This is a genomic window from Rhodanobacter caeni (assembly GCF_039523575.1).
In the GTDB taxonomy this organism is placed as follows: Bacteria; Pseudomonadota; Gammaproteobacteria; order Xanthomonadales; family Rhodanobacteraceae; genus Rhodanobacter; species Rhodanobacter caeni.
The window spans coordinates 92,560-113,650 of the sequence record NZ_BAAAFO010000003.1; the positions used below are offsets into that span (position 1 = coordinate 92,560).

Below are 21,091 nucleotides of genomic sequence, written 5' to 3' on the forward strand. Positions count from 1 at the left end.
AACGAGACGACCACGATGCCCACTCCGACACCCACCACTCCCGACGGCAACATCCTGTCTGCGCTGGAAACCCTGCGCAGCCCGGCCAACCTGGTCCTCGTTGCCGGGGCGGCCATCCTGGCCCTGCTGATCCTGACCATGGCCATGGCCGGCATGGCGCACGGGGGCGCCGCAACGACCCTCGGCCTGCTGCTGATCGTGCTGGCCTGGCTGGTCGGCGAAGCCGGCTATTGCGCCGTGACCCTGCGCCGGCTGCAGGCCAGCCGCGGGTACCGGCCCGGTGGCGTGGCGGGGTCGGCCATCAGCGGTTTCGCCGCCGCGGTCAAGGTGCTGCTGGCGATGTTGCTGCTCGGCGCCGCGGTATTGCTGCTGATGCTGGCGGCCAGCCTGCTGTTCCTGGTGACGCAGATTCCCGGGATCGGCCCGGCGCTCAATTACCTGGTCTTTCCGATCGTCGCGCTGGTCATCGGCGTGGCGCTGTATGCGCTGCTGTTCATCGCCGCGCCGCTGGCCGCGGTGGCGGCGTGCAGCGGACGCTCGGTGTTCGGCATCGTGGCCACGGTCGTGCTGGTGATCCGCTCGCGCCTGTTCGACACCGCCGTGCGCGGCGTGCTGCTGAACCTGATGGCGGCATTCGTGATCGTGCTGGCGCTGATCATCGTATCGCTGGGCGTCGGCGCCTCCGGCGCGCTGCAGCAGATGGTGCACGTGGGCCACGACCACGTGGGCCGTTATGGCCACATGGGCGGCTACGGCGGCATGTACGGCGCACTCGGCGGCATGGGCGGCGGCCTGCCCGCCGCGCTGGCCAGCCTGCGCACGGTCGGCGCCGCCTCGGCCGTGCTGTATTTCCTGGCCTTCAGCCTGGGCTTGATGGTCTGCGCCGGTGGCTGGGTGGCGATCTTCAACGACATCGCAAGCGACCTGGACCCCACGGCACTGGAGGCGCAGATGCGTGCGCAAGCCGCGCGTGCGCAGCAGAAGGCACGCGAGGTGCAGGCCCGCGCCACGCAACTGGCCCGGGAGCACACCGGCAAATCCGGCGACGGCACGCCACCCGGCAGCACGCCGCCGGACGCCTGAATGGCGCGGCCCATCCCGACCAGTTTCGACAGCGAGGAACACCATCATGCACACCAGACAACTCATGGGCCTCATGTTCATCGCCGCCCTGGTATCGGCCTGCGGCTCGGGCAAACCGGGTACTGCCGCACCGGGCCGCGGCATGGCAGGCGGCGACGCTTCGGGGCAAGACACCGGCAACGCCACCGCCGAGCAGGTGGCCGCCGCCGCGCGCGGTGACGTCAGTTGCCCGGCCGATACCACGCCCACACCGTCCGGCGCGCCGGTGGACGACATCGTCGGCGTGCGCCCGGGCATGACCTACGAGCAAGCCGCCAATACGGTGATGTGCAGCAGCCCGCTGCTGGTGGTCCAGCCCGAAACCGGCCGTGGCTTCGACATGCAGACCTACGGCCAGACCATCCGCCAGGGCTTCAGCGCACGCTTTGCCGAACCGCGCGTGCAGAAAACCGGGCGCCAGCTCGCACAGGAGATGGAGCAGGCTGCGATGGAGCGCGGCCTGAACGTGGCGCGCCACGACATGCAGCCCGGCCAGTCGAAATGGTTCGTCGGCACCATGGGCATGCCGGGCCAGGAGAAGGTCATCAGCGCGGCGCGCGACCAATGGTTCGACGAAGGCCGCAACCCGACCATCGACAGTGTCGAACAGGCGCTGCTGGCCAAATACGGCACGCCCACCGAGCGCAGGGACCGCGACACGTATCACCAACTGCGCTGGGCCCACGACCCACGCGGGCGGCTGATCACGGAAACCTCGCCGCTCTACAGCCGATGCAACGGCGCCGCCAGCCCCGACGACGGCGTGCAGCTTTCGGCCGACTGCGGCGTCGTCGTGGCGGCCACGGTCATACCCCTGCGCAGCAATCCCGCGTTGGCGCAGGACCTCCAGGTCGGCGTGGTCGACCAGGCGGCCGGCTACCAGGCGCTGACCGATACCCAGCAAGGCCTGCAGGCGATGGATGCGGCACGCCGCGCCAAGCAGGTGCAGGACGCCAGCAAGAACGCCGAAGCACCCCAACTGTGAGGACCGCATCATGCGCATGAATCCGATCGCCAGGTCGATCGTGATGTTGGCCGGCACCCTTTCCCTGGCCGCCCTGGGCCTGGCGGGTTGCGGCAAATCTCCCGCCACGTCGGCGGTCAGCGGCGGTGTCCAGGCCGCAGTGACAGGCGCATCCGGCGGCGAACACGGCAGCGCCACCGCGCCAGCCGACGTCGGCGGCATGGCCGGACGCACCGGCGAACTGACCGATCCCGACAACCTCACCATGGTGTTCCTCTATTACGACCTGGCCGGCATCGCGCCGCCGATCGACCAGTGGGTGGAGGAGGACAACCGGGTGAACTACGCCCGCGGCGCCGACAAGGCCACGCTGCGCAAGACGGTCAGGGCCGAGTTCGACGCGGGCCTGGCCGCCGTGCACGGCGTCGGCGTGATCCATCTCACCGCCAACGCGGACCTCAGCCCCTACGACCCCACCTACGGCGAGTTCACCGTCGGCGCGCTGTCGCCTGGCGCGGCATACACCTTCAAGGCGCAGGGGCAGACCATCAGCCTGAAGTTCGACAACGGCCTGGCCGCGCAGAGCTGGAGCGTGCCGAAAGAGCAGGCCCAGGCCATCGCCGACAAGATCGGCAACGACACCCTCACCCTGGACGCCACCTTGAGCATCCGCAAGACGTTCCCCGGCTCCCGCGGCGGCACGATCGTCGCGCATGTCGTGTCGTGGAACCTGCGCGATGCCGGCAATGGCGCCACCCTCGCACGCGCGCAGGTGCCCGCGGGTTAGCGAACGTCGAAACCTGCCGCCCGCCCTCGCCCCGGTGAATCCGATGACCCAACTGACAACCATCACCATCGGCTCGCGCCGCCTCGAAATCCACCGCTTCAGCGGCCAGGTGACGTCCGCGGAAAAATGGTCGACCACCGAGGTATCCGGCGGCGGCGGCGGCGGCGTCATCAGCAACGGCAGCGGCTACGTCAGCAACAACCCGGTGAAATCGAAGACCACCAACCACGCACAGCTCCTGGTGCTGGCGCCGGATGGCGAGGAACGGTCCCTCAAGCTCGAAAACGTCGAACTGGCCATTCGCCCGGGCCACTGGGTATCGCTGATATATGCGATCCGCAGCGGCAAGCAGAACGGTCCGTATGTGGCGATCTTCAACCACAACACGGCGTCGCTGGATTTCATCCCCGATGGCGCGGACAAGGCATGCATCCCGTTTGGCTCCTCGCTGATCGGCGGCTCGGCCTTTCTGGTCGGCTTCTTCGGCGGATTGATCGCGGTGATCGCCGGGCATTACGTCCTGGCGCTGTTGCTGGCCGCACCATGCGTGGCCTATTTCGTCTGGCTTGGCCGGCGGCGCCGGGCCTTCAGGGATCAGGTCGGCGCCTTGACCGACGAACTGAAAATGCGCGACGGAGCACCGCGGGTAACCATGGCCGCGGTGAAATAAACCCGCCGGCGGGACGCAATGGCACATGCGCCGGCGCTCTGTTGACGCCGGCAAGGCGGCTCCGTATATTCACCCATATGGATGAATATAACGACCCTCGTCTCGACAGCCTCTTCGGCGCCATGTCCGATGCCACGCGCCGCGCGATCCTGGCGCGGCTGGCGCAGTCGGACGCGCGCGTGACCGAACTGGCCAGCGCCTTCACGATTTCGCTGAACTCCACCTCCAAGCACATCCGCGTGCTCGAACGCGCAGGGCTTGTCACACGCTCCGTACGCGGCCGCGACCACGTGCTGTCGCTCAACGCCGGCCCGATGGCGGAAGCCGCCGGCTGGCTGGAGTTCTACCGCCAGTTCTGGACCGACCGGCTGGCCGCGCTGGAAGCCTTTGTCGCCAAGAAACGCCACACGGACAAACACGGGAGCAAGCAATGACACAAGCACCAACCACCTTCGCCAGCGAAGGCGGCAAGGTCGTGGTCAAGCGCACCATCCCCGCCACCGTCGACGAGTTGTTCGACGCCTGGCTCGACCCCGAAAGCCTGGCGCAGTGGATGCGGCCGGGCATCGACGCACTAAGCACCGCCACGGTGGATGCGCGCGTGGGCGGGGCGTTCGAGGTGGTGATGCACCACCCGGACGGGCCGAAGCGCCACCACGGCGAATACCGCGTGATCGAGCGCAACCGCAAGCTGGTCTTCACCTGGATTTCCGACGCCACGCATCACGCCGAAACGCTGGTGACGGTGGACTTCCACCCGTCCATCTCCGGCACCGAGATCGTGCTCACCCACGAACGCATGCCCGATCACGACGCCGCCGTCGGCCACGGTCGCGGCTGGACCGCCGCACTGGCATTGCTGGAAACCCTGCTCGCCCACTGAGCCCCCGCCCACGAAGAGGAAACGAGATGGCCACCAACACGAGCCCGATCACCGTCACTGCCTACCCTTGGGTACCCGCCTTCGCGCGAGGCCTGGTGCGCGACCTGCGCGTGCGCTGGGCACTCGAGGAAGCCGGCCTGCCCTATCGCGTCAAGCTCATCGGCGGCGAGGAAAAGGACAGCGCGGAATACCTCGCCTGGCAGCCGTTTGGCCAGGTGCCCGCCTACGAACAGGACGGCATGAAGCTGTTCGAATCCGGCGCCATCGTGCTGCACATCGCCGAGCAGTCGGACGTCCTGATGCCGCCCGATGCGGCCGGCCGCGCGCGCGTGCGGACATGGCTGTTCGCCGCGCTCAACTCGATCGAGCCATCGGTGCAGGAGCTGGTGGGCATGGACCTGTTCCACGGCGACGAAGCATGGGTCGAGCAACGCCGGCCGCAGGTCGAAGGCACCGTCAGGAAACGGCTCGGCGCGCTCGCCGCATGGCTGGGCGAACGCGAGTACCTGGAAACGCGCTTCACCGCCGGCGATCTGCTGATGGTCACCGTGCTGCGCAACCTGCGCCATACCGACATGCTGGCGCACTACCCGACACTGAAAGCGCACAGCGAACGCTGCGAAGCGCGCCCGGCCTTCCAGAAGGCCTTGCGCGACCAGATGGCGGATTTCGTGCCGGATCCCGTAGCGGCCTAGGCTCCTGGCTGTGATCGCGAGCCAAAAGCGCAACAGCCGCTTCTGGCGGTGCGGGGTTCAAGCACATTGCCTTCGATCGAAGGGCTAGTATAACATTCGTTATAACTAGCCCGAGGCCGCCCCATGAAACTGAAGATCACCACCATCGGCAATTCCGCCGGCGTCATCCTGCCCCGCGAGTTGCTGGCCCGCCTGCGTCTGGAAAAGGGTGACGAGCTGTTCGCGCTGGAAACCCCCGACGGCGTGCGGCTCACCACCTATGACCCCACCTTGGCCAAGCAAATGGAAGTGGCCGAGGAAATCATGCGCAAGGACCGGCACGTCCTGCACAAGCTGGCGCAATAAGCGGTGGACATGATCATCTGGATCGAAAAGCCGCTCGCTGTAGCCATTCACGAACGCCAATTGGCCGAGCATGGTGGTGGTATGGGCGTACGCGATGAAATCCTGCTGGATTCGGCACTCGCGCGCCCACAGCATCGGCATGCCTATGGCGATCCGCCTCCGGATATGGTCGACCTGGCCGCAAGCCTGGCCTTCGGCCTGGCCCGCAACCATCCCTTCGTCGATGGCAACAAACGCACGGCGCACGTCTGTTATCGCGTGTTCCTCGCGCTCAATGGCGCCGATGTCGTCGCCAGCGACGAGGAGAAATACGTCGCCATGCTTGCCCTCGCCGAAGGCACCCTGCCCGAAGCCGACTTCGCCGACTGGCTGCGCAAGCACGTCCGCTTCGATGCCGGCAAGCGCGTGAACGAGCGCCGCGCACGCTACGGGCGCTGAAAGCCGTCTCCATGCGGTCCACGCAAACGGACGGGCCGCGATCCGATGGACCGCGGCCCGCCCGTTCAGCCATGCGTTGCAGGGAACCTGCAGACACCGGCGACGTGTCGCACGCCGTCCTACTGCACGCTGATCGATCCCTTCATCAACGCCGAGTGCCCGGGGAAACTGCAGAAGAACGTGTACGGCCCGCCGTCCTTGATCTTGCTGACCGGGAAGCTGACCGACGTGGTTTCGCCACCACCAATCAGCTTGGTATGGGCGATGACCCGCGGATCGTCGGGCTTCACGTAACCGTTGTCCTGGCCGGCGGCGCGGCCATCGGCATCCACGGCCTCCACATCGGACGTCTTGGTGATCACCACGTCATGCCCCATCGCCGCCACGGGCAGTTTGCCGGTGTGCTTCAAGGTGATCTTGAAGTCGGTGCACGAGGCCGGCACCACGATCGACGAGATGCTGTACTGCATGGCATCCGTACCTTCGAACTCGGTGGAGCAGTTCGTGACCTGGGCGGTCGGCTTGCCATTCGCCGCGACGTTCGTGTCCGCCGCCGCAGCCGCAGGCGTGGTCGGCGCCTGCGCCGGCGGCATTGCCTGCATCGAATCCTGCGGCGTCGCCGCGGTCGGTGCGGTGGCGGGGGACGCGGGTGCTGCCTCGGGAGTCGTGGTTGGCGACTTGTCGCTGCACGCCGACAAGGCGAACACGCAGGCGGCGGCGAGTACGCCGAGCTTGATCTTGATCATCATGTCTACTCCGTGGCGAAAACGACATCATCCGGCGGCAAGGCTGTGGGCAACGTGAAGGGCGGGCACCACACGGGAAACCGGAGCCTGCCCAGCCGCCCGCCGTCGCTTGACAGCGCCGCGCCGCGGCTTGATCGTGACGGGAATAAACACGGGGTGAACCGCATGAAACGTCTTGCTCTATTCGCCAGCCTGCTGTCGTTCGCCTGCGCCGTATCCGCCCAGCAGCGGTTCCCGCTCTGGCAGGGTGGCGTGCCGGGCTTCGAGGCGCGCGCGTCCATCCCCGAAATCTCGAAGGATTACTGGACCAAGCACGTCAACAACCCGAGCGTGACCGCCTACCTGCCCGATCCGGCCAAAGCCAACGGCACCGCGGTACTGGTCGTGCCGGGTGGCGGCCACGCCCTGCTGGTGACGACGAGCGAGGGATCGGCGGTGGCCGAATGGCTCAACCAGCGCGGCGTCGCCGCGTTCGTGTTGCGCTATCGGCTGTTTCGCGAGGAAGGCTCGCCGTACAAGCTCGACGACGCTCGTGCCGATACCGAGCGCGCCATGCGTTTCATCCGGGCGCACGCCGGGCAATTCCACATCGATCCGCACCGCGTCGGCGTGATCGGATTCTCCGCCGGCGGCGAGCTGGCGCGGATGGTGACCCTGAGTCCGCCGGTGGCGGCCCGCGGCAAGGGCGACAACATCGACAGGCTGAGCGCGCGGCCGGACTTCTCGATGCTGATCTTCCCCGGGCCGCTGCACGGTGCGGAACACGTCACCCCTGCCTCGCCACCGATCTTCCTGGCCGCCGCCAACGACGACCAGTGTTGCTCGCAGCCGGCAATCGATCTGCTCGACGCCTATCGCAAGGGCGGCGCCTCGGCCGAGCTGCACATCTACCGGGCCGGCGGCCACGCCTACAACCTGGGCGAGCGCACCGACCTGGTGGCGCTGAAACATTCGCCCCAGCAGATCGAGGACTGGCTCAGCGACAGCGGCTTTCTCGGCCACCCCGCGCCGTCCACCGATCCGCACCTGGACCCGCAACCGCAAGGCGATTGACGCCACGGCCGGGCATGACCGGCACCCGTGTTCAACCGGGTGTTGACAGAAATGATGGTTAGCCTACACTAACGGTTAGTGAATACTAACCTTAAAATGCGCGTCCAGGCATTGGGCGATCCCACCCGCATGGCGATCTTCGAACGCCTGGCGGATGCGGGCCGGCCATTGGCCGTCGTCGACATTGCGCAGGGGCTGGCGGTCACCCGACCGGCGGTGTCCCAGCACCTGAAAGTCCTCAAACTCGCCGGCCTGGTCATCGACCAGCCCGCCGCCAATCGTCGTTTGTACCAGATCGAGCCGCAAAGCCTGGCCGAACTACGTGATTACTTCGACCGCTTCTGGCGCGATTCGCTGTTGGCCTTCAAGCAAGCCGCCGAAAGCCCGGAGGAACCCTCGTGAACGCAACCGACTCCCTGATCGCCCCCGTCCGCCACGCGCTGGTCGTGGAGGTGCCCCGCGAACGCGCTTTTGATGTTTTCACCAAGGGCATCGACCGATGGTGGTTTCGCGACCACCACATCGGCAAACAACCCCTGCAGCAGGTCGTGATGGAGCCGCGCACCGGCGGCCGCCTGTACGAGCGCGGCGTGGATGGCAGCGAGTGTGACTGGGGACGCGTGCTGACATGGGACCCGCCCTCGAGCGTGAGGGTGTCGTGGCAGATCAACGGCGAATGGCAGTTCGAGCCCGACCCTTCCCGCTGCAGCGAGTTCGAAGTGCGCTTCTTCGCCGAATCACCCACGCGCACGCGGGTCGAGTTCGAGCATCGCGGTTTCGAACGCCACGGTGCCGCCGGCCAGGCCATCCACGACGCCGTCACCGGCGGCTGGGGCGCCCTGCTGGCCGCGTTTGCGACGGCGACCGGCCCGGTTCGGGAGGCGCAGGCATGAAACGCTACTGGCTCGCCCTTCCGCTCGCACTGACCCTTGCGGCCTGCGCCTCGACGTCGCCGCGCAGCACCGCCGACGCACGCAGCGAGGTGGAACAGCAGATCGAAAATCTGCTGCACGCCTATGCCGACAACGATCCGGCCGCCGTATTGGCATTGCTCGACCCGCACGGCTTCACGCTGTACGGCAGCGACGTCGCCGAGGTCGTGCACGACCCCGCCGAACTGCGCCAGTTGATGGCGGATGATTTTGCCTTGTGGCGAACCGCCCGCTTCGGCGCGCCGGCCAACCTGGACATCCGGGTCGAGGGCACGGCGGCCAGCGCATTCTTCGACGTGCCGTTCTCGGCCGGCGGCAGGCCGCCGGTCACCGTGCGCTTCGGTACCAGCTGGCGCAACGACGGCGGCCGCTGGGTGCTGATGCAGGGCAGCAACACCGTGCCCACCACCGGCTCGTCCGCGCACCAGTTGCTCGGTCGCAGCCACTGACGGGGCCGACGGCGCCCCTTCCCACCCACGCCGGCGCATCCAGCGGAGGACACCGCCATGGCAAAGGTCATTTTCGGAAACCACTCCTCGGTGCTGGTTCCGCAGCACGAACGCGACAGCATCCGCAGGTTCTACTGCGACGTGCTCGGCGGCAGGCTGATGAGGTCGGAACCCGACCGCGACTTCATCCGCCTGGGCGAGGATTTCTTCATCGCCTTCCTGTTCGGCGACGTCAGCGACGAGAGCGAGTTCTTGCGCAGCGCCCGCTCCGTCTGGCTGGAGATCAAGTCCGACGATGTGGAGGCCATGCGCCGCAGGATTCTCGATTCCGGCGTGAGACGGCTCGCCCTGCCCGACCCGCACCTGTACTTCCAGGCGCCTGGCGGCCAGTGCATGCGGCTGGTCGGCATCGACGAGGATCTGTCCTTCTACGAGGGGGCGGGCGAAGGCCCGGACATGGCGAAGATCAAGCAGGCGCTGGGGCAGTTGTCGGCCTGATCGCCGACCGGCGCCTGCACCGACATCGCCCTGCCGTCGGCGATGCCGCGACCGGTCGCCGGCTTCAGGCGGCAGGGAGATCCGCGATGCCCAGCCCGTCGATGCCGGCAACGCCAGCGGCATCGAAACCGGCCAACGCACCGAACCGGCGTCCGCGCTCCGCATAATCCTTGAACTGGTCGAAACTCGGCGCACCGGGCGAGAGCAGGATCACGCCGTTGTCGGGCGTGTGGGGTCTGGCGGTTTCGACGGCGCTGGCGAGGTCGGCCACCAGAAGAATCGGACAGCCAACCCCCGCCGCGCGCAACGCGCTCTCGATGCGCGCTCCGTTGGCGCCCATGCACACGATGGCGTTGGCCGGCGCGCGGCGCATCGCGTCGACGAACGGCGTCCAGTCCAGCCCGCGGTCATGGCCGCCGACCAGCACAGTCACCTTGCGATCGTGCAGGCTTTCCAGCGCGGCCAGCGTGGCCAGCGGCGTGGTGCTGATCGAGTCGTTGACCCAGTGCCAGCGGCCGTGTTCGCCCAGCGGCTGCAGGCGATGCGGCAGCGGGCGGAAACGCGCCAGTGCGGGCGCCGCGGTCAGCGCATCCATGCCCAGCGCGTCCAGCGCCGCCAGCGCGGCACAGGCATTGAGCGCGTTGTGCAGGCCCGGCGCGGTCAACTGCGCGACCGGGAAGACCGGCTGCGCGCCACGGCGGATGAAGCCCTCGGCAACATGCCAGCCTTCCGGCCGCCCAAACAGCAGGCGACGGGGGTGGCGCTGCGTGCGCTCCAGCAAGCCGGGCTGCAAGCCATTCACCAGCAACCGGTGCGACACATCGGCCAGGCGCAACTTGTCGATCACGTACTGCTCGCGCGAGCCGTGCCAGTCCAGGTGTTCCTCGTACAGGCTGGTGACCACGCCCAGCTCCAGCGGGCCGGCCTCGCCGGTCTGGTAGCTGGACAGCTCGATCACCCACAGATCGGCGCGTTGATCGAGCAATTCCAGCAGCGGCAGGCCGATGTTGCCGGCCAGCGCGGTGGGCACGCTCAAGCTCCGCGCCAGGTGCGCGATCATCGCGCTGGTGGTGCTCTTGCCCTTGGTGCCGGTGACGGCGATGACGCGTGCGTCCGGCTGCTCGCCAAACCACAGTGCCGTGCCCGACGTGAATCGCGTGCCCTGCGCCTGCGCGGCGAGCAGCGCCGGCTTGTAGGCGGAGATGCCGGGTGATTTCACCACGATCTCGAATCGGGCCAGGGAGGTGGCATCCGGTTCGCCGGCGATCACCTCCAGCGCCGCGTCGAACGCATGCACCGCCTCGACCTCGGCGGCGCTGCAGAACACGGTGAAATGCTGGTCGGGGCAGCGCTGGCGCAGCGCGCGGATCGCCGCGCGGCCCTCGCGGCCGAAACCCCAGATGGCGACGCGCCGGCCGCTTAGATCAGCGATGCGCATGGACAGCGATCCCGTCATTGCCGAACCTTTGTAGGAGCGACTTCAGTCGCGATGCTTTTTGCCCCCAAAACAAGAGCATCGCGACTGAAGTCGCTCCTACAGGAGTATCGGGTGCGCGAATCGGTCAACCGATTGTCGCCAGCGCCGGTTGCAACCGGGCCGGGACGCGATGCTCGCCCAGCGGCTGCAGCCAGGGTTCCAGCGCCAGCTGCGAGGCATCGAGCTGGGGCAGGATGGCGTTGCTGAAGCGGGCGACCAGGGCATCTTCCTGCCATTCCGGTCGCTGGCTCAGCGCGTACATCGCGGCGCGCGCCTCGGCGCCCTCGCCCACGCATTCGAACGGTTTGTGGTCCTGGTATTCCAGCAGCGCATCGAAGCCGGCCGCCTGCGCCTCGTCATCCAGCAGGTTGCGGCCGAAGATCGACAGCAGCCGCGGCTTGGGCAGGAACGGCGCCAGCGCCAGGAACACGAAGTGGCACTTCGGGCACTGCCCGCACCAGCGGTCGGCGGGTTTGGGGCCGAGGATCTTGAAGTTGCGGTTGCAGCTGGAGAACACGTCGAAATACGGCGTCAGCTTGGCGAACGCACGGGTGATCGCCAGCTCGGAGTACGGGCGCAGCAGCGAGCAGTAGTCGAGGTCCGCGGCGACATGGCTATGCAGCCAGTCGTTGAGCAAGCTCTCGAACAGGTAGCCCTTGCTCCACTGGTGATTCACCTGCTGGCCTTCATATTCCAGCGTGGCCACCGAGGCGGAGCGCTCGTTGGCGAATGCGATGGAATCGTGGCCGTACAGCACGGCCGCCACGGCCAGGATCGCCGAATTCACCGCAGTGACCGGGATGTGGCCGTTCCACGCACCCAGCCGGTTCAGCTCGAACAGGCCTGGCGCCAGTTCGCGCTGGATGTTCAGCACAGGCAGGCCGGTGCGCTCGGCGCAGGCGGCGATCAATGGCGAATTGCCCACCCATACGGCGGTGGCGTCGCCGCCGATGGACTTGATCGCCTCCACCGCCACCAGCGAATCCTTGCCGCCGCCGATGGGGACGAGGGTGTTTTTGGGCAGGCCCAGCGTTGGGGCACTGCCCGCACCCTCTCCCCCGGCCCCTCTCCCGCCAGCGGGAGAGGGGGGCGTGGCGCGCGGGAAATTTATGCGGCCGCGCAGGTCCAGGCCGTTGCGGTAGGCGAACTCGGCCAGGCCGTGCAGGTACAAGGTGTCGAGCAGGTCGGCGGTGGCGTCATCGAGCGGACCGTCGGCCAGCTCGATCTTCGGCGGCACGCCAGCCTTGTAGTAGCTGATGCCGGCGACCAGATGCAGCAGCTTCAGCGCCGTATCGAACGCGGCGGCGCGGGCGGCGGGAACGGCCGGCGCATCCGGAAAACTGATCCGCTCGACCAGCTCCTGGCCATCGTCGAACGCATACGCCAGCTCGGCCACGCCATCGGCGTAGCTGGCCCGCACGAAGCGGAAAACCTGGGTCAGGCGCGGTTGGATTGTCGTTGTCACTCTTCACTCTCCGGCATGCCTGGCTCCCTCTCCCCTGTGGGGAGAGGGCTGGGGTGAGGGGCCGGGCTTGCCACGGCCTCCAGAATCACCTCAAGCACGCTCTCGATATTGGCCAACACATCATTGTTCCAGAAACGCAGCACGCGGTAACCCATGGATTGCAAATACTGCGTCCGATGCTCGTCGTAATCCACTTGCTCAGCGTGTTGTCCACCATCCAGCTCAATGATCAACAAGGCCTCCGCGCAGACGAAATCGACGATGTATTGGCCTACTTCGTGTTGCCGTCGGAATTTCCAGCCCGACAAGTGGCGGTTACGCAGGTATCGCCACAACAACTGTTCCGCGTCGGTCATCGTGCGACGGAGCTTGCGCGCGCGATCCACGTTGAGACGCTTCATCCTTGAACGCTCCTTCGTTGGGGATTCACGGCGGCGTGGCCCCTCACCCCGACCCTCTCCCCAGAGGGGAGAGGGGGATCAAGCGATCACCACCTCTTCCGCCTCGTCGCGCAGGTTGTACGGCGAGGACATCACCTTGCCGTACGCGCCCACCTGGGCGATCAGCATCACGTCGCCCTCGTTGGCCTCGGGCAGGCGGCGGTCGGTGCCCAGCACGTCGCCGCTTTCGCAGATCGGGCCCACCACCTGGTACAGCGCGGTGGCCGGCTGGTCGAGCTGGGTGAGGTTGACGATCTGGTGCCAGGCGTCGTACAGCGCGGGGCGGATCAGGCTGTTCATGCCGGTGTCGATGCCCAGGTAGCGGAACGCGCCCTTGCCCTTCTGCTGGGTGGTGCGCGCCAGCAGCACGCCGGCGTCGGCCACCAGGTAACGGCCCGGCTCCATCCACAGCTGGTAATGCGGATAAGCCGTCTTCACCTCGCGCAGCACGCGGTCCAGCCCGGCAATGTCCAGCGCTGCCTCACCCGGATGCGAGGGCACGCCCAGGCCGCCGCCGATGTCGATGAAGCTGACGCTGCCGATGCGCTCGGCCAGGCTGGCCAGCTGGCCGTAGACCTCGCCCCAATGGGTGTCGTCGAGAATGCCCGAGCCCAGGTGCGCATGCAGCCCGCGCACGACCACGCCATGCGCGTCGGCCAGGCGCAGGAAGCTGTCGAGCTGGTCCACCGGCAGGCCGAACTTGCTGCCGCTGCCGCCGGTGCGCACCTTTTCGTGATGACCCAGGCCGCGGCCCAGATCCACGCGCAGCACGATCTCGCGGTCGCGGAACAGCTCGCCCCAGTACTGCAGCGGATGCAACGCATCCAGCGACACGGTGGCGCGGGTGGTCAGCGCGAATTCGTAGTCCTCGCGCGGGGCGAAGTTGGGGGTGAACAGCAGCGGCGCGGATGCCGGCACCGCGGCAATGACCGCGCGCAACTCGCCCGGGGAAACGCACTCGAAGCCGAAACCCTCTTCGGCCAGCGCGCCCAGGATCGCCGGGTGCGTGTTGGCTTTCACCGCATAGTGCAGCCGGTCCACCGCCGCCAGCTTTTTCAGCTCGCGCGCCTGCTGGCGCACGGTGGGCAGATGGTAGACATAGCGCGGCGTGCCTTTTGCGGCGATGTCCAGCAACTGCTGCCGCTCGTCGGTGCGCCACCACGACGCGGCGGCGGGCGCCACGTCGCCGCGGCCATAGAGCGCTTCCCAGCTGGGGCCGAACAGTGCGCTGTCGTCGGTGCGCAACGCGCCCGCGCCGATCAGCAGGTCGTGCAGGTGCGGCACCAGCGCATCGACCACTTCCTCGTCCACCACGAAGGTGAGGTTGAGGTTGTTGGACGATTGCGAGATCAGGTGCACGCGCAACTGGCCGAACTCCGCCAGCACACCGGAGAGCGTGTGCAGGATCGAACGCATGCCGCGGCCCACCAGCGAGATCGCGGCGCAGGGCGCGATCACCTTGACCCGGCACACCTTGGCCAGGTCGGTGGCCAGCGCGGCGATGGCGTCGGAATCGAGCAGGTTTTCCGCCGGGTCCAGCGACACGGTGACGTTGGTTTCGGCCGAGCCGATCAGATCCACCGACAGGCCGTGCTGCTTGAAATAGGCGAACACGTCGGCCAGGAAACCCACCTCCTGCCACATGCCCACCGACTCCATCGAGATCAGGGTGATGCCCTTGCGCGCGCTGATCGCCTTGATGCTGGGCGCGTGCTCGCGCACCTCCGGGCCGATCACCGTGCCTTCCAGTTCGGGCCGGTTGGTGTCCTTGATCAACAGCGGCACGCGCGGCTCGCGCAGCGGCGACAGGCAGCGCGGGTGCAGCACCTTGGCGCCGGTGGAGGCGATTTCCTGCGCCTCCTCGTAATCCAGCCGCTGCAGCAGTCGCGCGCCGGTGACCTGGCGCGGGTTGGCGGTGAACATGCCGGCCACGTCGGTCCAGGTTTCGACGCGCAACGCCTTCAGCAGGGCGCCGAAGTACGCCGCCGAGGTATCGGAACCGCCCCGGCCCAGCAGGACCGTGCGCCCGGCCACGCCGTCGTCGCGACTCTCGCGCGCGATGAAACCCTGCGTGATGAACACCTCGCCCAGGGGCGCCAGGCGCGGCGGCAGGGTCGGGTCCGGGCGCGCCTCGACCATCGCCGAGAGCAGCCGCGTGCGCTCGTTCTGGTTGGGCAGTGCCACGGCGGCGAGAAAGTCGCGCGCATCCAGCCATTGCGTGAACAAGCCGGTGGCGCTCAGGAACGCGGCACCCAGCGTGCTGGACAGCAACTCTCCGTGCGCCTGCACCTGCGCCTGCCAGGCCAGTTCGCCCAGCACGCGCGGACCGTCCTCGGCCAGCTGCGCCAGGTCGTCCAGCCGCGCCAGCAAGGCCTCCGACGGCGCCAGCTCCATTTGCGCCAGCAGCTCGTGGTGGCGCTGTTTGATCGCCGCGGCCGCCTCGATCCGTTTGCCCTTGTCGCCCTGCGCGCACAGTTGTTTCAGCGCGTCGGTAATGCCGGACAGCGCGGAAACGACAACCAGAACGCGCGCGCCTTCGGCACGGCGGCTGGCCACCAGTTCGCGGATGTTCTGCCAGCGCGGCAGCGTCGCCACGCTGGTACCGCCGAACTTCATCACGATCCAGGGGGCGTTGGGGGGCAAGGGTTGGGAAACGGAAGCGGTCACGGTCAGTCGCCGTCGTGGGAGGAAGAAGGAGGTCTCGTTGGCGCGTCATGCTGCGCCGGCATCGGTGTTGCAACGCGTCATAATGAATGAACAGGCGGGGAACGGCAACCCGTTTGGACGTCCAAAGCAATGGCGTGGCTACCTGTTGAACCCTTCCCCCTCCGGGGGAAGGTGGCGCGTAGCGACGGATGGGGGTACGGGCGGAGCGGGGAGATGAGGCGGCGATACTCAAGCTTCGATGGGTAGCTGAGGCGGCCCGGCGCTCCCCTCCTCAATCCTCCCCCACGGGGGGAGGAGGCGAACGCGTGCGCTGCGCGCACTGATTTATTGAACAAAGACGGGGATTTTCCCGATCCGTGCCTGCCACTCCCGCGGCCCGGTCTGGTGCACCGAGCTGCCGCCCGAATCCACCGCCACCGTCACCGGCATGTCTTCCACGGTGAACTCGTAGATCGCCTCCATGCCGAGATCGGCAAAACCGACCACGCGCGACGCCTTGATCGCTTTCGACACCAGGTACGCCGCGCCGCCTACCGCCATCAGGTACACCGACTGGTGCTTCCTGATCGCCTCGATCGCGGCGGGGCCGCGCTCGGCCTTGCCAACCATGCCCAGCAGGCCGGTCTGCGCCAGCACCTGCTCGGTGAACTTGTCCATGCGCGTGGCGGTGGTGGGGCCGGCGGGGCCGACCACTTCCTCGCGCACCGGGTCGACCGGGCCGACGTAGTAGATGAAGCGGCCCTTGAAATCCACCGGCAGCGGCTCGCCCTTGTTCAACATCTCGACCATGCGCTTGTGCGCGGCGTCGCGGCCGGTGAGCAGCTTGCCGCTGAGCAGCAGGGTCTCGCCGGGTTTCCAGCTGGCCACGTCTTCCTTCGTCACCGTATCCAGATTCACGCGACGGCCTTTCGAGGCGTCGTAGGTGAGCTTGGGCCAGTCTTCCAGCGACGGCGGATCGAGCATCACCGGACCGCTGCCGTCCAGCACGAAGTGCGCGTGGCGGGTGGCGGCGCAGTTGGGGATCATCGCCACCGGCAGGTTCGCCGCGTGGGTGGGGAAATCCTTCACCTTGACGTCGAGCACCGTGGTGAGGCCGCCCAGGCCCTGCGCGCCGATGCCCAGCGCGTTGACCTTCTCGAACAGCTCGATGCGCAGTTCCTCGGCGCGATTGGCCGGGCCGCGCGCGATCAGCTCCTGGATGTCGATGGCCTCCATCAGCGACTCCTTCGCCATCAGCATCGCCTTCTCCGCGGTGCCGCCGATGCCGATGCCGAGCATGCCCGGCGGGCACCAGCCGGCGCCCATGGTGGGCACGGTCTTGAGCACCCAGTCGACGATCGAGTCGGACGGGTTGAGCATGGCGAATTTCGATTTCGCCTCGGAGCCGCCGCCTTTCGCCGCCACGATCACCTCGACCGTGTCGCCCGGCACGATCGACATGTTGACCACCGAGGGCGTGTTGTCCTTCGTGTTGATGCGCTTGCCGGCCGGGTCGGCCAGCACGCTGGCGCGCAGCTTGTTGTCCGGGTCCATGTACGCGCGGCGCACGCCTTCGTTGGCCATGTCCTCCAGCGACATGGTGGCGTCGTCCCAGCGCACGTTCATGCCCACTTTCAGGAACACGGTGACGATGCCGGTGTCCTGGCACAGCGGCCGGTGGCCTTCGGCGGCCATGCGCGAGTTGATCAGGATCTGCGCCATCGCATCCTTCGCGGCAGGGCTTTCCTCGCGCTCGTAGGCGGCGGCGAGCGCCTTGATGTAATCGACGGGGTGGTAATAGCTGATGTACTGCAGGGCGTCGGCGACGGACTGGATCAGGTCTTCTTGCTTGATGGTGGTCATGGGCGGTTTTTGATCGACGGGGAAAGGCGTGCCGCACTCAGGAGCGCAGGTTCGGCACGCGCCAGCCGCCTATTGTGCCGCAAGCGCGACCCGGGTCTGCGCACGGACGCCGGCGGCGCAAACCGGCCGCCCTGCTCGCGCGGCAAAACGCCGCAACCCGCGTGGGCCACTCAAGTCCGCGCTGCGCCCGCCGTTAGCTGATCCCGAGCGGAGCTTCCCCACTCCGCATTCCCCGAGAAAAACCATGTCCCCCAAGAAAATCCTCGCCGCGACGCTGGCGTTGTCGCTCGCGGCTGCCTCGGCCGCGCACGCCGAAGATGGCTTCAACTACCGCTTCTCAGGCTTCGGCACGGTCGGCTATGCCGCCACCGATACCGACGATGTGTTGTTCACCAACCCCGGTCAGCTCAAGGGCGCGCGCCAGAACGGCTCCGGCCTGGTCGATTCCCGCCTTGGCGGCCAGTTGGATCTGTCCTTCACTCCGGCCCTGAGCGCCACCGTGCAGGCGATCGCGATGCAGAACGCCGAGGGCAAGTCCATGCCGCAGGTGCAGTGGGCGTTCCTGCGCTACAAGGTCAGCGACAGTGTGGCCGTGCGGCTGGGCCGCCTGAGCCTGCCCGCCTATCTCGTCTCCGACTATCGCTACGTCGGTTACGCCAACCCGTGGGTGCGCGCTCCGCTGGAGGTCTACAACCTCGCCAGCCTCGACAGCTACGAGGGTGCGGACGTGGTCTGGTCCCATGGCGTCGGCGACGGCTTCCTCAGCGCACAGGTGCTGGCCGGCCATGTCTCCTCGCCCATGCCGTACGACAGCGAGCACACCTCGCGCGTCAAGAGCAACCAGCTCACCGGCGCCTACCTCACCTACGAAATCGGCAGCCTGCGCGTGCGCGGCGGCCTCAGCACCAGCAAGGTGACCTACCTGTCCGAGGGCACCAACGCGCTGTTCGACGGCCTGCGCCAGGCCGGATTCGGGCAGACCGCCGACGCGTTTGAACCGGACAACGCGCGCACCACCTTCAGCAGCGTGGGCGCCACCTGGGATGCGGACAACATCCTGCTGACCGGCGAGTACGCACAGCTGCGTTCGGGCTCGAAGATGATCGGCCGCGCCACCGGCTGGTACGGCACCTTCGGCTATCGCCTCGGCAAGTGGATGCCCTACTTCACCTACGCCGGTTACGACCGGGACGACCAGCGCGCCCGCAATGACGTGCCGCCCTACGGCCCGCTGATTCCGCTGTCGATGGGTCTGGATCAACTGGCCGCTGGCAACAGCCAGCACACCGCCTCGCTGGGGCTGAAGGTGGATCTGCGCAGCAACGTCGCGTTCAAGGCCCAGGTCGACCATGTGCGGCCGTCCCGCCACGGCGGCACGTTCAGCGCGGTGGCACCGGGTTTCGACGGTAGCGCCGTGAACGTGTACTCCGCCGTCGTCGACTTCGTATTCTGAGGATTCCCCCATGCATCGCATTCTCCGCAACGGCATCCTGGCCGGGATCCTGGCGTTCGCCTGCACGCAGGCCTTCGCCGGCACGATCGTGATCATGAGCGCCAAGAGCCCGGTTAAAAGCCTCACCAAGGCCGACGTCGCCGCGCTCTACCTGGGCAAGACCTCGTCCGTCCCCGGTGGCGGCAGCGCCAAGTTGTATGACCTGGCCGAAACCAACCCCGGCCGCGAGAAGTTCTACCTGGGCGCCACCGGCAAGTCGGCCAGCCAGGTCAAGTCGGTATGGTCGCGACTGGTGTTCAGCGGCCGCGTCTTGCCGCCGCATGAAGTGGCCAACGACGCGGCCGTGGTCAAGGCCGTCGCCGCCGACCCGGCGGCCGTGGGCTACATCGACAGCAGCGCGCTCGACGGATCGGTCAAGCCGGTCTTCAAGCTGCCGTGATCCGTCCGCCCGCCGCCCCGTGACCCTGCCGGACCGCGGCGGGCGGAATCCATGAAACCGAGAAAACCATGAAATTCAAGACGCGCATTCTGCTGCTGCCGGCGATCACCTTCGTGCTGTTCGGCACCGGCTGGCTGGTGAGTGCCACGGTCGCCCAGCGCACTGCCGCCACCGTCGCCACGCTGGGCGCGGTCGACTACCCCTATCTGGAAGGCATCAGCCGCCTCGACGAACTGGTCAAGCGCACCACCCAGACCACCCAGAGCGCGGTGGCCGAAGGCGACAAGAGCAAGCTGGACGACGTGCGCACGACCGCCACCGAAGCCACCGGCGCGGTGCGCGCGTTGGCCACGCTGGAAGGCCACAAGGCCAACGCGAAGGCCGTGGGCAAGGCGTACGACCGCTATGTGGCGGCCGCGCTGGATGCGGCCGGCAGCATGCTCGATGCACAGGGCGACACCGCCGCCAAGGTGGCGGCGATGCAGGCATCGCAACAGGCGCTGTCGACGCTGCTGGAGCGCGAGATGAAAGCCGCGCGGCAAGGCGTGGAGGATCGTCTCGGCGCATCGCGCCTGGGCGTGCAGCGGTTGACGACCGCCAACGCCGTGTCCGGCGTGGCCGTGCTGCTGGTGCTGGTGCTGGGCGCCTGGCTGCTGCTGCGCGCGGTGGCCCGTGACCTGGGTGCCGAACCCGAGCAGTTGCGCACGATCGTCGAGCGCATCGCGGCCGGCGACCTGCAGCCGCGGCAGGACGAGGGCGAGGCGGATGCGCGCTCGGTGCTGGGCAAGCTGCAGGCCATGGCGGGCCAGCTGTCCGGCATCGTCGATTCGATCCGGCGCGTGGCACAGGACGTGGGCGAGGCCTCGGCGCAGATCGCCAAGGGCAACGACGACCTGTCGCGCCGCACGCAGAACCAGGCCGCGGCGCTGCAGCAGACCGCCGCGTCGATGGAGCAGATGACCTCCTCGGTCAAGCAGAACGCCGACAACGCCAATCGCGCCGACCAGCTGGCCCGCAGCGCGGGCGTCGATGCCGAGGACGGCGGCCGGGTGATGGCCGATGCCAACGACGCAATGCAGGCGATCAGCGCCTCCAGCCGGCGCATTGCCGACATCCTGGGCCTGATCAACGAGATCGCCTTCCAGACCAACCTGCTGGCGCTCAACGCGGCGGTGGAAGCCGCCCGCGCGGGCGAACAGGGCCGCGGCTTCGCCGTGGTGGCCGGCGAGGTGCGCAGCCTGGCGCAGCGCTCGGCCGATGCGGCGCGCGAAATCAAGGGCCTGATCGGCGACAGCCTGGCCAAGGTGGAGGTGGGCAGCGAGCTGGTGGAGCGCTCCGGCCACACGCTGGCCAACATCATCGGCAGCGTGAAAAAAGTTTCCGACACCGTGGCCGAGATCGCCGCCGCCAGCCAGCAACAGGCCGCCGGTATCGACCAGGTCAGCCATACCGTCACCGCCATGGACGAAAGCACCCAGCAGAACGCAGCTCTGGTCGAGCAAGCCTCGGCCGCCAGCCGCGGCATGCAGGAACAGGCGGCGCTGCTGATCCGCCAGGTGGCGTTCTTCAAGTTGGCCGATGCGCTTGCCGAGGAGGTCGAGGAGGCCGTGCCGGCCGAGGAAGCTGCGCGCCCCGCACCGCCCGTGCCGCGTCCGGCCCTCGCCCTGGCCGCTGCCGGCGACGGTGGCTGGCGGGAGTTCTAGGCCGCGGGATTCCACCTTGCCAG

General features: G+C 67.8%; 23 protein-coding genes. 17 read left to right on the forward strand and 6 right to left on the reverse strand.

The window, feature by feature from the left end:
• Nucleotides 1-15: 15 nt before the first annotated feature.
• The 9 genes from ABD017_RS09080 (at nucleotide 16) to ABD017_RS09120 (ending at nucleotide 5,904) form a co-directional block, all read left to right on the forward strand.
• A complete protein-coding gene (locus ABD017_RS09080) occupies nucleotides 16-1,083 on the forward strand; it encodes a hypothetical protein (protein WP_343882393.1) in 1,068 nt (355 codons plus the stop codon).
• Nucleotides 1,084-1,129: 46 nt separating this feature from the next.
• The gene (locus tag ABD017_RS09085) at nucleotides 1,130-2,107 is read left to right on the forward strand and encodes a hypothetical protein (protein ID WP_343882395.1); all 978 of its coding nucleotides are present in this window, start codon (nucleotides 1,130-1,132) and stop codon (nucleotides 2,105-2,107) included.
• Nucleotides 2,108-2,117: 10 nt separating this feature from the next.
• Entirely contained in the window at nucleotides 2,118-2,873 is a 756-nt protein-coding gene (locus ABD017_RS09090) for a hypothetical protein (RefSeq protein ID WP_343882397.1), read from the forward strand.
• A gap of 43 nt (nucleotides 2,874-2,916) precedes the next feature.
• Nucleotides 2,917-3,543 carry a hypothetical protein gene (locus tag ABD017_RS09095; RefSeq protein ID WP_343882399.1) on the forward strand — a complete coding sequence of 209 codons (627 nt, stop codon included), beginning with the start codon at nucleotides 2,917-2,919 and terminating at the stop codon, nucleotides 3,541-3,543.
• A 77-nt stretch (nucleotides 3,544-3,620) separates the two neighbouring features.
• Nucleotides 3,621-3,977, forward strand: a complete 357-nt coding sequence (locus ABD017_RS09100) for an ArsR/SmtB family transcription factor (protein WP_343882401.1) — start codon at nucleotides 3,621-3,623, stop codon at nucleotides 3,975-3,977.
• Nucleotides 3,974-4,426 (forward strand): SRPBCC family protein, encoded by a 453-nt coding sequence (locus ABD017_RS09105; RefSeq protein ID WP_343882403.1) that lies wholly within the window; start codon nucleotides 3,974-3,976, stop codon nucleotides 4,424-4,426. The genes ABD017_RS09100 and ABD017_RS09105 overlap by 4 nt, the downstream gene beginning before the upstream one ends.
• 26 nt (nucleotides 4,427-4,452) lie before the next feature.
• Nucleotides 4,453-5,121, forward strand: a complete 669-nt coding sequence (locus ABD017_RS09110; protein ID WP_343882405.1) for a glutathione S-transferase family protein — start codon at nucleotides 4,453-4,455, stop codon at nucleotides 5,119-5,121.
• Nucleotides 5,122-5,244: 123 nt separating this feature from the next.
• On the forward strand, nucleotides 5,245-5,466 hold the full coding sequence (locus ABD017_RS09115) for an AbrB/MazE/SpoVT family DNA-binding domain-containing protein (RefSeq protein ID WP_343882407.1): 222 nt from the start codon (nucleotides 5,245-5,247) through the stop codon (nucleotides 5,464-5,466).
• A gap of 9 nt (nucleotides 5,467-5,475) precedes the next feature.
• Complete coding sequence (locus tag ABD017_RS09120) at nucleotides 5,476-5,904, forward strand: type II toxin-antitoxin system death-on-curing family toxin (RefSeq protein WP_343882409.1); 429 nt, start codon at nucleotides 5,476-5,478, stop codon at nucleotides 5,902-5,904.
• A gap of 119 nt (nucleotides 5,905-6,023) precedes the next feature.
• On the opposite strand, the gene azu is transcribed toward ABD017_RS09120, so the two are convergent.
• Nucleotides 6,024-6,653 (reverse strand): azurin, encoded by a 630-nt coding sequence (gene azu / locus ABD017_RS09125; RefSeq protein ID WP_343882411.1) that lies wholly within the window; start codon nucleotides 6,651-6,653, stop codon nucleotides 6,024-6,026.
• Between the two features lie 162 nt (nucleotides 6,654-6,815).
• Here azu and ABD017_RS09130 point away from each other — a divergent pair, with 162 nt between their 5' ends.
• From ABD017_RS09130 to ABD017_RS09150, 5 genes are all read left to right on the forward strand, one after another.
• Complete coding sequence (locus ABD017_RS09130) at nucleotides 6,816-7,703, forward strand: alpha/beta hydrolase (RefSeq protein WP_343882413.1); 888 nt, start codon at nucleotides 6,816-6,818, stop codon at nucleotides 7,701-7,703.
• A gap of 78 nt (nucleotides 7,704-7,781) precedes the next feature.
• Nucleotides 7,782-8,105, forward strand: coding sequence for an ArsR/SmtB family transcription factor (locus tag ABD017_RS09135; protein WP_343882415.1), 324 nt, complete (start codon nucleotides 7,782-7,784; stop codon nucleotides 8,103-8,105).
• On the forward strand, nucleotides 8,102-8,596 hold the full coding sequence (locus ABD017_RS09140) for an SRPBCC family protein (protein WP_343882417.1): 495 nt from the start codon (nucleotides 8,102-8,104) through the stop codon (nucleotides 8,594-8,596). The genes ABD017_RS09135 and ABD017_RS09140 overlap by 4 nt, the downstream gene beginning before the upstream one ends.
• Nucleotides 8,593-9,084: a DUF4440 domain-containing protein gene (locus ABD017_RS09145; protein ID WP_343882419.1), complete on the forward strand. Its 492-nt coding sequence runs from the start codon at nucleotides 8,593-8,595 to the stop codon at nucleotides 9,082-9,084. Before ABD017_RS09140 ends, ABD017_RS09145 begins: the two co-directional genes overlap by 4 nt.
• Before the next feature lie 57 nt (nucleotides 9,085-9,141).
• On the forward strand, nucleotides 9,142-9,582 hold the full coding sequence (locus ABD017_RS09150; RefSeq protein WP_343882421.1) for a VOC family protein: 441 nt from the start codon (nucleotides 9,142-9,144) through the stop codon (nucleotides 9,580-9,582).
• A 64-nt stretch (nucleotides 9,583-9,646) separates the two neighbouring features.
• Here the strand turns inward: ABD017_RS09150 and murD are convergent, their stop codons facing one another.
• From murD to ABD017_RS09175, 5 genes are all read right to left on the reverse strand, one after another.
• Nucleotides 9,647-11,020 carry a UDP-N-acetylmuramoyl-L-alanine--D-glutamate ligase gene (gene murD / locus ABD017_RS09155; protein ID WP_343882423.1) on the reverse strand — a complete coding sequence of 458 codons (1,374 nt, stop codon included), beginning with the start codon at nucleotides 11,018-11,020 and terminating at the stop codon, nucleotides 9,647-9,649.
• 124 nt (nucleotides 11,021-11,144) lie between these two features.
• A complete protein-coding gene (gene murL / locus ABD017_RS09160) occupies nucleotides 11,145-12,524 on the reverse strand; it encodes a UDP-N-acetyl-alpha-D-muramoyl-L-alanyl-L-glutamate epimerase (protein ID WP_343882425.1) in 1,380 nt (459 codons plus the stop codon).
• Nucleotides 12,521-12,925, reverse strand: a complete 405-nt coding sequence (locus ABD017_RS09165) for an endonuclease domain-containing protein (RefSeq protein WP_343882427.1) — start codon at nucleotides 12,923-12,925, stop codon at nucleotides 12,521-12,523. The genes murL and ABD017_RS09165 overlap by 4 nt, the downstream gene beginning before the upstream one ends.
• 78 nt (nucleotides 12,926-13,003) lie before the next feature.
• Nucleotides 13,004-15,631 carry a bifunctional aspartate kinase/diaminopimelate decarboxylase gene (locus ABD017_RS09170; RefSeq protein ID WP_343882429.1) on the reverse strand — a complete coding sequence of 876 codons (2,628 nt, stop codon included), beginning with the start codon at nucleotides 15,629-15,631 and terminating at the stop codon, nucleotides 13,004-13,006.
• A gap of 324 nt (nucleotides 15,632-15,955) precedes the next feature.
• Nucleotides 15,956-17,473, reverse strand: a complete 1,518-nt coding sequence (locus ABD017_RS09175) for a fumarate hydratase (RefSeq protein WP_343882431.1) — start codon at nucleotides 17,471-17,473, stop codon at nucleotides 15,956-15,958.
• Nucleotides 17,474-17,717: 244 nt separating this feature from the next.
• Here ABD017_RS09175 and ABD017_RS09180 point away from each other — a divergent pair, with 244 nt between their 5' ends.
• From ABD017_RS09180 to ABD017_RS09190, 3 genes are all read left to right on the forward strand, one after another.
• Entirely contained in the window at nucleotides 17,718-18,926 is a 1,209-nt protein-coding gene (locus tag ABD017_RS09180) for a hypothetical protein (RefSeq protein WP_343882433.1), read from the forward strand.
• Between the two features lie 10 nt (nucleotides 18,927-18,936).
• Nucleotides 18,937-19,365 carry a phosphate ABC transporter substrate-binding protein gene (locus tag ABD017_RS09185; protein WP_343882435.1) on the forward strand — a complete coding sequence of 143 codons (429 nt, stop codon included), beginning with the start codon at nucleotides 18,937-18,939 and terminating at the stop codon, nucleotides 19,363-19,365.
• Nucleotides 19,366-19,433: 68 nt separating this feature from the next.
• Nucleotides 19,434-21,068, forward strand: a complete 1,635-nt coding sequence (locus ABD017_RS09190) for a methyl-accepting chemotaxis protein (protein ID WP_343882437.1) — start codon at nucleotides 19,434-19,436, stop codon at nucleotides 21,066-21,068.
• The last annotated feature ends 23 nt before the right edge of the window (nucleotides 21,069-21,091 follow it).